The 12,222-nt window shown below is 73.5% G+C and carries 11 protein-coding genes; 4 read left to right on the top strand and 7 right to left on the bottom strand.

The features are described from left to right. Positions 1 to 192: 192 nt before the first annotated feature. The 7 genes from VKZ81_RS34955 to VKZ81_RS34925 all read right to left on the bottom strand — a co-directional run bounded on the left by VKZ81_RS34955 (position 193) and on the right by VKZ81_RS34925 (position 8,086). Entirely contained in the window at positions 193 to 1,074 is an 882-nt protein-coding gene (locus VKZ81_RS34955; protein ID WP_324246056.1) for a TIGR04222 domain-containing membrane protein, read from the bottom strand. A 116-nt stretch (positions 1,075 to 1,190) separates the two neighbouring features. After that, positions 1,191 to 1,634: a SufE family protein gene (locus VKZ81_RS34950; RefSeq protein ID WP_324246055.1), complete on the bottom strand. Its 444-nt coding sequence runs from the start codon at positions 1,632 to 1,634 to the stop codon at positions 1,191 to 1,193. Continuing rightward, positions 1,631 to 2,521: a sulfurtransferase gene (locus tag VKZ81_RS34945; protein ID WP_324246054.1), complete on the bottom strand. Its 891-nt coding sequence runs from the start codon at positions 2,519 to 2,521 to the stop codon at positions 1,631 to 1,633. The genes VKZ81_RS34950 and VKZ81_RS34945 overlap by 4 nt, the downstream gene beginning before the upstream one ends. A 25-nt stretch (positions 2,522 to 2,546) precedes the next feature. Next, positions 2,547 to 4,127, bottom strand: coding sequence for a Na+/H+ antiporter (locus tag VKZ81_RS34940; RefSeq protein WP_324246053.1), 1,581 nt, complete (start codon positions 4,125 to 4,127; stop codon positions 2,547 to 2,549). Between the two features lie 337 nt (positions 4,128 to 4,464). Continuing rightward, the gene (locus VKZ81_RS34935) at positions 4,465 to 5,103 is read right to left on the bottom strand and encodes a Maf family protein (RefSeq protein ID WP_324246052.1); all 639 of its coding nucleotides are present in this window, start codon (positions 5,101 to 5,103) and stop codon (positions 4,465 to 4,467) included. A gap of 28 nt (positions 5,104 to 5,131) precedes the next feature. Next, a complete protein-coding gene (locus VKZ81_RS34930) occupies positions 5,132 to 6,322 on the bottom strand; it encodes a serine hydrolase domain-containing protein (RefSeq protein ID WP_324246051.1) in 1,191 nt (396 codons plus the stop codon). A 99-nt stretch (positions 6,323 to 6,421) separates the two neighbouring features. Next, positions 6,422 to 8,086 carry an enoyl-CoA hydratase-related protein gene (locus VKZ81_RS34925; RefSeq protein WP_324246080.1) on the bottom strand — a complete coding sequence of 555 codons (1,665 nt, stop codon included), beginning with the start codon at positions 8,084 to 8,086 and terminating at the stop codon, positions 6,422 to 6,424. A gap of 651 nt (positions 8,087 to 8,737) precedes the next feature. Between VKZ81_RS34925 and VKZ81_RS34920 the strand changes: the two genes are divergently transcribed. Genes VKZ81_RS34920 through VKZ81_RS34905 form a run of 4 tightly spaced genes read left to right on the top strand, consistent with a single transcriptional unit; the run spans position 8,738 to position 12,219 of the window. Next, positions 8,738 to 10,864 (top strand): ATP-binding protein, encoded by a 2,127-nt coding sequence (locus VKZ81_RS34920; protein ID WP_324246050.1) that lies wholly within the window; start codon positions 8,738 to 8,740, stop codon positions 10,862 to 10,864. A 2-nt stretch (positions 10,865 to 10,866) separates the two neighbouring features. Beyond that, positions 10,867 to 11,262 (top strand): roadblock/LC7 domain-containing protein, encoded by a 396-nt coding sequence (locus VKZ81_RS34915; protein WP_324246079.1) that lies wholly within the window; start codon positions 10,867 to 10,869, stop codon positions 11,260 to 11,262. A 59-nt stretch (positions 11,263 to 11,321) separates the two neighbouring features. After that, a complete protein-coding gene (locus VKZ81_RS34910) occupies positions 11,322 to 11,654 on the top strand; it encodes a DUF742 domain-containing protein (protein WP_324246049.1) in 333 nt (110 codons plus the stop codon). Beyond that, positions 11,638 to 12,219 (top strand): GTP-binding protein, encoded by a 582-nt coding sequence (locus tag VKZ81_RS34905; RefSeq protein ID WP_324246048.1) that lies wholly within the window; start codon positions 11,638 to 11,640, stop codon positions 12,217 to 12,219. Before VKZ81_RS34910 ends, VKZ81_RS34905 begins: the two co-directional genes overlap by 17 nt. Positions 12,220 to 12,222: the final 3 nt, after the last annotated feature.

Below are 12,222 nucleotides of genomic sequence, written 5' to 3'. Positions count from 1 at the left end.
GGCGTGGCCCCGGGGGACCTGTGCCCCGGCGCGGTGGTTGTCCGGGAGTTTAAGGACCGATCGTGCCCGTCGGGTGTGGCGTGGACGACGTCGTGGACCCGCCCCCGCAGCTCCGCCACCCCTCGAGACGGAGCTGCGGGGGCGGGGCGATCTCGCGATCACCCCGGCCGTTCCGCCCGGCGGTGGCGGCTGTCACCCCCTGCTGCCGCCACCGCCGCGTCCGCCGTCACCCCCTCCACTGACGGCGAGCCCGGAGACGCGGGACTCCCGCGCCACGGTGGTACGCGGCGCGATCTCCCGGGCGAGGTTCGGCGCGGAGGCCGCGAGCGCACCCGTGCCGAAAAGACCCACTTCGAGCGCGGCGTCCGCCGGGTCGGGCGAGCGCCGGTCCGGCTCCCGCTCCGGCGCGTGGGCCCGGTGCCGGTCCCGCAGCGCGGCGAGCGCGCGGTTCCCGCGCCGGCTGCGCCGCGGCGCAACCGCGATCTGCACGACGGCGACGGCCGTCACGAGCACCAGCGCGGACACGAGCGGCGCGACCGGCCGCGCCTCGGCGATGTCGGCGAGCACACGCACGAGCCCGAGCGCGGCGACGCCGAGCATCCAGCAGCCGACCTGGCGGATCCGCTTGCGCCGGTCCTCCGACAGCAGGAACCCGGCCGCGACGAGCCGCTCCTCGATCTCGGCGAGCGCGGGCCGCACGGACCGGTGGTACAGGAGCCGCCGGTGCCCGACGGGGGAGCCCGCCGTGGCGTGGATGGCCCTTTCCAGGGCGTCCGCGTCGGGATCGAGCCGCCCGACCGCGCGCACGGTGCCGTCCGCGGCGGTGAGCGTGCCGCGCAGGTGCATCGCGCACAGCGCCGACCAGACCGCCAGCTCGCCGCCGCCCGCCAGGTAGGCGACGTCGTGCGGGTGGACCGTGATGTCGGCGATCGGATGCGTGGCCCGGGGTTCTGCCAGCGCTCTTCGGGTGCAGACGCCGGCCACCCCGACCGCAGCGGCGATCAGGAGGTAAGCGGGCAGGAAGGTCGTCCCGGCGATGCCCCAGGTGTCAGCGGTAGCTGCTGCGAGGGCCATCAACACCTCCTGGGCCGTCCTCATGAGACGGCTCACAGTGTCGCGGCCCACACCCGGCGGGCGGAACGTTCTTCACAAGGACTTGAGGTTGCGACCCGAGGTTCTTGAGGTTTTCCTCAGGTACCGATCGCCGCCCTGACCTGCCTCTTGATCCGCGCGAGCATCGCGGCCATGCCCCGCAGCCGCAGCGGGCTGACGGCCTCGCCCAGCCCGAGCGCCGTGTAGAAGTCGTCGGGAACGGCGAGCACGTCGTCGGCGCTCTGGCCGTCGAGGCCCGTGTGCATGATCGACGCGAACCCGCGCGTGGTGGGCGCCTCCGGCGGGGCCGAGAAGAACAGGTGCACGCGCCGGTCCGGACCGGGCTCGACCTCGACCGCGAGGAACAGCGGCGACTGGCACTCGGGCACCTGCTCCATCGTGCTGGCCGCGTCCGCGTAGCGCTCCGGGAGCTCGGGCAGCTCCTGCGAGAGCTCCAGCAGCAGCTGCAGCCGGTCCCGGGGCCCGACGCTCGCGAAGTCCTCGACCAGCTCCGCGAGCTGCGGGGGCAGGGTGGCGGTCATACCGACCCGCGCTCCGACCCCTGCACGATCGGCACGCGGACCGAGTTGCCCCACTCCGTCCAGCTCCCGTCGTAGTTGCGGACCTTCTCGAACCCGAGCAGGTGCGTCAGCACGAACCAGGTGTGGCTGGAACGCTCACCGATGCGGCAGTACGCGATGACGTCGTCGTCCGGGGAGAGGCCCTGCTCCTGCAGGTAGATGGCCTCCAGCTCGGACCGCGGCTTGAACGTGCCGTCCTCGGCGGCCGCGCGGGCCCACGGCACGTTCGCCGCGCCCGGGATGTGGCCGCCGCGGACCGCGCCCTCCTGCGGGTAGTCCGGCATGTGCAGCAGCTCGCCGGAGTACTCGCCGGGCGAGCGGACGTCGACGAGCGGCTTGCCGAGGTGCTCGAGCACCTGGTCCTTGAACGCCCGGATCTTGCTGTCGTCGCGCTCCACGACGGGGTACTCGACCGGCGTCGGCTTGGGCTGCTCGGTGGTCATCTCGCGGCCCTCGGCCACCCACTTGGCCCGGCCGCCGTCGAGGACCCGAACGTCCGGGTGCCCGAAGAGCGAGAAGACCCACAGCGCGTACGTGGCCCACCAGTTGTTGCGGTCGCCGTAGAACACGACCGTGGTGTCGCGGGAGATGCCGCGCTCGCCGCAGATCTGCGCGAAGCGCTCCCCGTCGACGTAGTCGCGCGTGACCGGGTCGTTCAGCTCCGTGTGCCAGTCGAGCTTCACCGCCCCCGGGATGTGCCCGGTGTCGTAGAGCAGCACGTCCTCGTCGGACTCGACCACGACGAGCCCGCTGTCGCCGAGGTGCTGCGCGAGCCACTCGGTGGTGACCAGGCGCTCCGGGTGGGCGTACTCGGCCAGCTTCGGGTCGGGGTCGTTCGGGAGTCCCATGCCTGCGAGGTTAGTCCCTCCCACATCAGTCGAGCAGGACCGTGCGCAGGTCGAGCCGGCGCAGGACCCGGTCGGCCGCCTCGGGGTCGACGCCCGGCTCCCGGCGGGCCGCGAGGATCTCCTCGCGCGCCGCGGCCAGCGCGTCGGCCTGCACCTGCTGCGCGAGCTCGCGTCCCCGGCGCAGCGCCTCGACCCGCTCCCGCTCCTCCTCGGTCGGCGGATCCCCGCGGAGCAAGGACTCCATCCGGCTCATCCGCTCGTGCAGCGCGGTGAGCGCCTCGTTCGGCAGGTCGTCCGAGCGCTCGTGGCACGCCATCCGGGCGAGCGCCGCGCGGCGGGCCCGCAGCGTCAGCTCCCGCTCGGCCGCGTGCTCGGCGTCCGCGTCGGCCTGCACGCCGAGCAGCCGGACCAGCAGCGGGAGCGTGAGACCCGGCCCGATCAGCGTCACGACGAGCACCGAACAGGCGATCACGACCAGCTCCGAGCGGGCGGGGAACGCCCCGTGCAGCGTCGTGGCCGGGAGCGCGAGCGCGAGCGCCAGCGTCGCGAGGCCGCGCATCCCGCACCACGTGAGCACGACGACCTCGCGGCCGGTGCGCGGCGCCGCCGACGCGTCGGTGGAGCGGCGCACCGCCAGCCACGCCCCGATCATCCACACCGCGCGCACGCCGACCACGACCGCGCACACCACGGCCGCGTGCGCGAGCATCCGCGGCAGGTCCTCGCCCGCCTCGTCGACCACCTGGCGCAGGTCGAGGCCGATCAGGCCGAACGCGACCCCGGTGACGAGCAGTTCGACGACGTTCCAGAACGAGCGCTGCACGATGCGGTCGGCCGCCTCGTCCACGGCGCTGGTCCTGCGCAGCTCGAGCGCCACCACGACGACCGCGACGACGCCGGACGCGTGCAGCTCCTCCGCCGCGAGGTAGACCGCGAACGGCAGGACGACCGTGAGCGCGCTGCGGGCCGTCGGGTCGTTCACCCGGTCCTTGATCAGCCGCGCCAGCCGGGCGAACGCGAGCCCCAGCAGGACGGCCCCCGCCGCGCCGAGGACGAACCGCAGCAGCAGCTCGGACGCCGACAGCTGGCCGCCCTGCACCGTGACCAGCACCGCGGTCTGGAACACGACGAGGGCGGTGGCGTCGTTGAACAGGCCCTCGCTCTGCAGCACGGCGAGCAGCCGCCGCGGCATCCGGACCGGCCCGGCGACGGCCTCGACCGCCACCGGGTCGGGCGGGGCGACCATCGCCCCGAGCGCCACCGCCGCGGTGAGCGTGATGCCGGGGACGAGCGCGAACGCGGTGCCCGCCACCGCGGCGATCGTCACCGCGACCAGCGCGACGGCGAGCAGCGCGATGCTGCGCCACTGGGCCCGGAACAGCGCCCACGTGGTGCGCTGGGCCGTCGCGAACAGCAGCGGGGGGAGGAACAGGGGAAGGATCAGTTCGGGGTCGATGTCGAACGCGTGCGGCAGGCCCGGGATGGCGCCGACCCCCACGCCGAGCAGCACCATCAGCACGGGCCACGGCAGCCGGAGCCGGTCGCCGGCCGCGGTCAGGAGCACGGCCGCGAGCATCAACCCGACGACGAGCAGCAGGAGCTCCACCGCGACAGCGTGCCGGAACCGGTCGTGGGATCCTGCACGCAGGGCCCCGAGTCGCGATCACATTCGCCTACTCGCGCACCCAGAGCGCGACTCGCCGAACCCGAGAGCCCCACACCTCGGCGAGTCGCGGTCCTACACGCGCGAGTCGCGGTCTCGGTGTCGGCGAGTCGCGGTCCCAGTGCGTGCGAGTCGGGCTCTCGATGCGCGGGAGTCGCGGTCTCGCCCCCTGGGGTCGATGTCCGCGCAGTCTCAGCTGACGACTCGCCCGCATCCAAGGCGCGACTCGCCTGCACTCAGCGCGCGACTCGCCGGCACTCAGGGCGCGACTCGCCGGCACTCAGGGCGCGACTCGCGGGGGTGGGGTCCACAGGTCGGTGACCGTCACCCCGACGTTCGCCAGCAGGCGGCGCACCAGGGGGAGGCTGATGCCGATCACGTTGGACGGGTCGCCCTCGATCCCCTCGACGAACCAACCGCCCAGCCCGTCCAGGGTGAACGCTCCCGCCACCGCGAGCGGCTCGCCGGTGGCGAGGTAGGCGTCCAGCTCGGTGTCGGTCGGCTCGGCGAACCGGACGGTGGTGACCGCGTGGCCCTCGGTGGCCCGGTCGATGGCGCCGTCGGCGAGGCGGAGCACCGCGTGGCCGGTGACGAGCTCGCCGGTCCCGCCCGCCATCGCCTTCCACCGGCGGCGGGCCGTGTCCTCGTCGCCCGGCTTGCCGACCAGCTCGCCGCCGAGCAGCAGCATCGAGTCGCAGCCGATCAGCACGGCGTCCGGGTGGGCGTCGCCGATGCGGCGCGCGACGGTGGTGGCCTTCGCCGCGGCCAGCCGCGTGACCTTCTCGGCGGGTGAGGCGTCCGGCATCGCCGCGAGCAGCGCGTCCTCGTCGACGTCCGCGGTCTCGACGACGGGGTCGATCCCCGCGGCTTGCAGCACCGCCCGGCGGGCGGGGGAGGCGGAGGCGAGCACGACGCGCACGACGGGGGAGCCTACGAGACCCGCGGCATCAGTCGAGCGCGGCGTAGGTCGCCGTCCAGAAGTCCCGCCGGACGGGGTTGGCCTCCGGGGGTTCGACCCGCTGGGTCAGCAGGATCCCCACGAGGTCCTCGGCTGGGTCGGTGTACCAGGACGTGCCCAGGCCGCCGTCCCAGCCGTAGCGGCCGGGGGTGCGCCACAGGTCGCCGCCGCGCAGGCCGACCGCGACGCCGAAACCCCAGCCGTCGAGGCCGCCGAGGGACTCCTCGCACTGCTGCGGGGTGAGCTGGTTCGAGGTCATCAGCTGCACCGACCGGCGGGACAGGATGGGCGCGCCGCCGTCGCGGAGCATGCGGGCGAACGCGAGGTGGTCCTGCGCCGTCGAGACCAGCCCGCCGGACCCGTCCGGGAAGGCGGGCGGGCGCGACCAGGCGCTGCCCTCCCTCGGGTCGAACGGCTCGAGCGCACCGTCCTCTCCGACCCGGTAGGCGGCGGTGAAGCGGTGGAGGTCGGCGGTGGGCGCCACGAAGCCGGTGTCGCGCATGCCCAGCGGATCGAAGATCCGCTCACGGAGGAACTCGGCGAAGGGCTGCCCGGAGGCCCGTTCGACGAGGATGCTCTGGACGAACGAACCGATGTTGTAGGCCCAGCGGCGCCCCGGCTGGTCCAGCAGCGGCAGCGTCGCGATCCGGCGCAGCCACTCGTCGGGCGGGTGCGGCAGGTCCGGCCGCGGCGGGCCGAAGCCCGTGATGCCGAGCTCCTGCGCCGCGGCGAAGTAGGGGGAGCGGAACGCCTCCTCGGAGAACAGCATCCCCATCCCGAGCCGGAAGTCCAGCGCGTCCCGCACGGTGATCGGCCGTTGCGCGGGCACCGTGTCGTCCAACGGCGCGCCCGGCGAGCGCAGGACGCGGCGGTCGGCGAGCTCGGGCAGCAACACCTCGACCGGCTCGTCGAGGCGAAGCCTGCACTCCTCGACGAGGATCAGCACCGCCACCGCCGTGATCGGCTTCGTCATCGAGCTGATCCGGAAGATCGTGTCCGGGCCGACCGGGACGCTCCCGTCGAGCTCCGTCGTGCCGATCGCGTCGATGCGGGTCTCGCCGTGCCGCTCGACGAGCGCGACCAGGCCGGGCACCCGGCCCGCTGCCACGTGCTCGGCCATGATCCGGCGCAGCCGGGCCCAGCCGGGTTCGCCGAACCCGCTTCCACGGTGGGACGTCATCGTGCGTGGTGCTCCATTCGTCGTCCGACGGTCGCGGGGTCCCCCGGAAGGTGAGACCCCGCGACCGCGGTCGACTCATCGGTGCACCCGCACGCGGTGCTAGATCGCGACGCTCCGGGTGAACGCGTCGGACTCCTGCCGCGGGGCGGGCGCGACCGCGGCCGGGGCGGGCCGCTTCATCACGAAGGCGTTGCGCGCCGCGGCGAAGCCGTAGCGGTCGTCGAAGATGTCGCGGCTCATCTCGGCCAGCTCGCGGATCCGGTAGGTCTCCAGCGGGCGGCGGCGCTCGTCGGCCGCGCGGGCGGCGGCCTTCGCGGAGAGCCGCTGGCCCAGCCCGTCGGAGGTGGCGAGCCGGAACGCGTACTCCAGCACGGCGGCGTCGAACTCCTCGGGCTCGCCGGCCAGCACCGCGTCGGCGAGCCCGATGGAGGCCGCCTCGGCGGCGCCGATCGGCAGGCACTCGCCGGTGAGCCGCTCCGCCTCGGCGGCCCCGACGCGGCGGGGGAGCGTGTAGGTCCAGTACTCCGAGCCGGTCAGACCCATGGTCCGGTAGTGCGGGTTGAGCACGACGCCGTCGCGCACCAGCACCTGGTCGGCACCGAGGCCGAGCATCACGCCGCCCGCGCCCGCGTTGCCGCCGACGGCGGCGATGACGAGCTGGTGGGTGCAGGTGATGATCTCGCGGCAGACGTCGTTGATCGCGTTGATGTTCCGCCACGCCTCCGCCGCCGGGTCCGGGTGGGCCTCGATGACGTTGAGGTGGATGCCGTTGGAGAAGAACTGCCCGCCGCGCAGGACCAGCACGGAGGTGTCCTGCGCCGCCGCGGCGCGCAGCGCCGAGACGAGCCGGTGGCACTGGGCGGTGGACATCGCGCCGTTGTAGAAGTCGAAGCCCACGACGCCGACCGGGCCGTGGCGCTCGTAGGTGATCTCCCGGTAGCCGCCGTCCGGCGCACCGAGCGGCTCGAGCGACTCGGGGACGCCGTCGAGCCGGTCCCGCAGCACGGTGGTGGCGGGCAGCTTGATGCGCGGGCCGTCGCCGAGCGGGCGCAGGTGGCCGATCCACAGCGCCCCGTCGCCGGTGCGGACGAGCACGGCGCCGTGGCGGCGCAGGGCGATCGTGCCGGGCTCACCAGGCGTGGCGGGCCCGCGGTGGGCGTCGAACACCGACACCGGCAGCCCCGCGAGCTCGCTGCGCACGCCCGGCGAGCCGTCGCCCGCGCGGATGCGCCGCAGGATGTGGTCGGTGGGGTCGGACCACGAGAATGCCCGGTCCGCCTGGCGCATCGTCGGCCGGAGCCGGCCGCGGACGCCGGGACGGGAGTAGTCGAGCGGCCGCGGGACGAACGTCGGGTCGCTCACCTTCGCCGCGACCTCGCGCGCGAGCGCGGAGGCGGCCTCGGTGACCGGGCCCGCGTACAGCGCGCTCTTGCGCGGCGGCTCCGCCGGGACGGGGAACGTGCGGGTGCCCCAGATCGGGCCCGCGTCCATCTCGTCGATCGCCCCGAGCGCGGTGACGCCCCACTCCCGTTCACCCTCGGTGATCGCCCAGTCCAGCGACGACGGGCCGCGGTCGCCCTCGATCCCCGGGTGGATGATCACGGTGGGCCGGGAGGCCCAGATGTCGTCCGGGATCCGCTCTTTGAGGAACGGGCAGATGATCACGTCCGGGTCGACGGTGGCGACCGCTGCTCGCATCGCCGCATCGGACTCGGCCGTGCGGTGGACGACCTCGTGCCCGTCCGCACGAAGATCGGCCCACACGCGCTGGGTGAGTCCGTTGAATGACGAGCACAGCAGGAGGATTCTCACGCCGATCTCCGTAGTTGGGATTCCGATGCATGGCGCAACGGCGGATTCCACGGAGTACGGGATTCCGCGCGTGATGCGCTCGTGATGCGTCTGCCGTAGACACCCGCACCCTCCCGGCTTGCTGCTCGTTGAAGGGGAGCGAGGAGTGGTGCGCGTTCGCACTGTAACCGGATCGAGGCGAGCCGCACTGGTGCCAAACGGCCGCAGTGATGCGGCCATTCGGCGTAGCCTCCTTAGGCTGAACAGCATGGGTACGTCCCGTTCACGGTCGCGCGCCCAGCGGCAGTCCGGACGCGCCCAAGGACTATTCCTGGCTACGCAGGGTGATCGCATGCCTGCTAGCGGTAATTGACGCCGGGTGCTGACTGCTCTTTCTTCGGTTTCCGGATGAGCTGAACGGACGAGTGGCGAAGGCGAGCGGTCCAGCGGTTAGGCCGTTTTGCGCATCGCCGTCATGGGCGCAGGCGAGAGAGGCGTGCGGCCTTGTACTGTCCCGCTCTCCGAACACGGAATGGTGATGGCGACCGGACGGAGCGGACCTCCATGCAGACCAGTGCGCCGATCGGCCCTCCCGAGGAGGGAACCGACGCAACGGGCCGGGCGGTGGATCGCCTGCTGGCCTACCTGCCGCGCGGCAACACGCTCGACGACAGGTCGTGGCAGCGCCGCCACCGGCTGCTGCAGTGGGTGCTGCTGATCCACATCCCCGCGATGGCCGTGCTCGGCCTCGCGATCGGCAACACGCCCCTGTGGGTGGGGTGCTCGTTGATCGCGCCCGTGGTCTTCCTCGTGCTCGGTCACCTGGTGCGCTCGCGCGGGGTGGCCTCGTTCGCGGTGACCGGCGGCCTCGTCTTCTGCTCGATCGGCCTCGTGGTCCTGACCAGGGGCACCATCGAGGCCCACTTCCACTTCTTCATCATCATCGGGTTCATCGCCCTGTACCAGGACTGGGTGCCGTTCCTGTGGAACGCCGCCTTCACCACGGTCAGCCACGGCGTCGGCTCGATCTGGGCGCCCGAGCTGATCTTCAACCACCCCGCGGCGCAGCAGCACCCGTGGGTGTGGGCGTCGATCCACGGCATCGGCGTGTTCATCGCCTGCGTCGGCATGGTGATCTTCTGGCGGATCACCGAGGACGAGCAGAACGAGAAGGAGGAGCTGGGGCGCCAGCTGATCACCGCGGACGCGGAGATCGGGCGGCGTCGCTTCACCTCCGAGATGCTGGTGAACCTCGCCCGGCGCAACCAGAGCATGCTCTACCGCCAGCTGGACATCATCAACCAGCTGGAGGAGAAGGAGCGCGACCCCGACGCGCTGTCGCAGCTGTTCACGCTCGACCACCTCGCCACGCGCGTGCGTCGCAACGCCGAGAGCCTGCTGGTGCTCGCCGGTGAGCAGCCGCCGCGCACCTGGTCGGCCCCGGTCCCGCTGCGCGACGTCGTGCGCGCCGCGATCGCCGAGACCGAGGACCTCGACCGAGTGGTGTTCGCGATCGACGACCGGCTGGCCGTGTCCGGCTCGGCCGTCGCCGACCTCACCCACCTGCTCGCCGAGCTCACCGAGAACGCGGTGCGCTTCTCGCCCCCGGACACGGCGGTGACGATCCGCGCCCGGCAGGACCCCCGCGACGAGGGCGGTTACCTGCTGACGATCGAGGACTGGGGCGTCGGCATGCCGCCTGAGGACCTCGCGGCGGCCAACGAGCTCCTCGCCAGCCCGCAGGAGGTCGACCTCGCCGTCGCCCAGCGGCTCGGTTTCCACGTCGTGTCGCGGCTCGCCGCCCGCCACGGGATCAAGGTGTCGCTCGGCAACACCCCCGGCACCGGTGTCACGGCCGTCGTCGCGCTCCCCGCGTCCCTCTTCGCGGCCGCTCCGTCCGACCCGGTGGTGCCGCAGGAGGTGCGTGGCAGCGACGCGCGCCAGCACGCGGCCGCCCAGCGGGTGCACCAGTCCGGTGCACGCTACGACGAGCGCCCGGCCAACGGCACGGGCTGGGTGGAGCCCTCGACGGGCGCCGTCCGCGCCGGCGGCCCGGTGGGACGCACCCCGTCCGCCGTGCCCATGGAGTCGATGAGCGGCCCGAGCCGGCACGGCCTCGACGGCGCGCCCGACGGCGGCTGGCGCGGGTGGTGGAACCCGGAGTCGGTGGCGACGCCGACGCGGCACAGCGACCGCCAGCCGGTCGGGGCCTCGTCGAACGGCAGCTACGGCAACGGCTACCAGAACGGCCACCAGAACGGCCACCAGACCAACGGTTACACCAACGGCCTCTCCACCAACGGCCACCACACGAACGGCCACGACCCCGCGGCCCACGACACGGCCCACGACACGGCCCACGACGTCGCGGGTCGGGACGGGTCGGCGGACGCCGGGACGCAGGCGCCGGGCTGGCCCCCGTCCCCGACGCCGCGGCCGCGGCAGGCGTTGCCCGCCGTCGAGCGGTCCGCCCCGGAACCCGACGGGTCCGCGGGCGGCGCCCAGGCCGACATCCCGGCCCCGCGCCGCGGCGGTGAGGTCGGCGGCGGCAACGGCAAGCCGGGGCTGCGCCGGCGGGTGCCACAGGCGCACCTCGCGCCCGAGCTGCGGCAGCCGGTCGCGGGCGACGGGGACACCGCTCCCCGGATCGACAGCGCCGCGGCCAGCGCGCTCTCGCGCTACCAGGCGAGCAGGCAGGCGGCGCAGGCCGTCGTGGACGAGACCGGAACGGCAGAAGGGACCCGCCAGTGAGCATGCGAACGGGGCAGCTTGACTGGCTGCTCGCGGAGTTCGCCCGGGACGTGCCGGGCGTCGTGCACGGCGTCGTGGTGTCCGGTGACGGCCTGCGGCTCGCCACGTCGCCCGGCGTCAGCGTGGCGCTCGGCGACCAGCTGGCCGCCGCCGCGTCCGGGCTGGTGAGCCTGGCCCGCGGCACGGCGCACCTGCTGGAGGCCGGCCCGGTCACGCAGACCATCCTCGAGATGGCGGGTGGTTACCTGTTCGTCTCGTCCGTGAGCCAGGGAGCCACGCTCGCGGTGTACACGCACCGCAATTGCGACATCGGGATGGTCGGCTACGAGATGACGATGCTCGCGTCGCGGGTGGGCCACGCGCTCACGCCCGCTCCGCGGGCGGGCGCGGGACGGTAGCGGTGTCGCTTCCCGACGCAACGGGGCACCACAGCGCGGGTGGCAACGGCGGACGTGTGGTGCCGGTGTACGCGGTCACCGGCGGGCGCACCCGCTCGGCCACCGGCTCGGAGCTGCCCGTCGAGACCCTGGTGACGGTGACCCCGATGGGCCAGCGGGCCGACGAGCTGCACCTGGAGTACCGGGCGACCGTCGAGCTCGCGGCGCGGCCGATCTCGGTGGTCGAGATCGGCGCGGCGCTGCGGGTGCCGGTCGGCGTGGCCAGGGTGTTGGTCAGCGACCTCGTCGATGCCGGTTACCTGGCCGTTCACCTTCCGCCGTCGGCGGACAACGGCCCGGCCCCCGAGATCCTGGAACGGCTGTTGGAGGGACTACGTGCACGCTCACACTGAGCCCGACGAGCTCATCCCGCTGAAGGTGTTGATCGCCGGCGGGTTCGGAGTGGGCAAGACGACGCTCGTCAGCTCGCTGTCGGAGATCCCGCCGCTGCTCACCGAGCAGGCCATGACGGCGGCGTCGATCGGCGTCGACGAGGCGGACATGGTGCCCACGAAGACCACCACGACGGTCGCGATGGACTTCGGCCGGATCACCGTCGACGAGTCGCTGATCCTCTACCTGTTCGGGACGCCGGGCCAGTCCCGGTTCTGGTTCATGTGGGACGAGCTCGCCCGCGGTTCCGTCGGGGCCGTCGTGCTGGTGGACCTGCGGCGGATCGACGACTGCTTCCCCGCGATCGACTTCTTCGAAAGCAGGCGGTTGCCGTTCGTCGTCGCCGTGAACCGGTTCCCCGGCGCCGACGACTACGACGCCGAGACCGTGCGCGACGCGCTCGCGCTGGCCTCGGACTGCCCGCTCGTGTGGATGGACGCGCGGGACGCCCGCTCCAGCCGCGACACGCTCGTGACGCTGGTCGAGCACGCGCTCGCCCGCACCGCGATGGTGCGCGCCGGCTGAGGC

Origin of the sequence: Pseudonocardia sp. (genome assembly GCF_035305885.1) — a bacterium.
In the GTDB taxonomy this organism is placed as follows: domain Bacteria; phylum Actinomycetota; class Actinomycetes; order Mycobacteriales; family Pseudonocardiaceae; genus Pseudonocardia.
The sequence above is the reverse complement of the archived record's forward strand: the minus strand, read 5'-3'. Positions and strand labels throughout refer to the sequence as shown.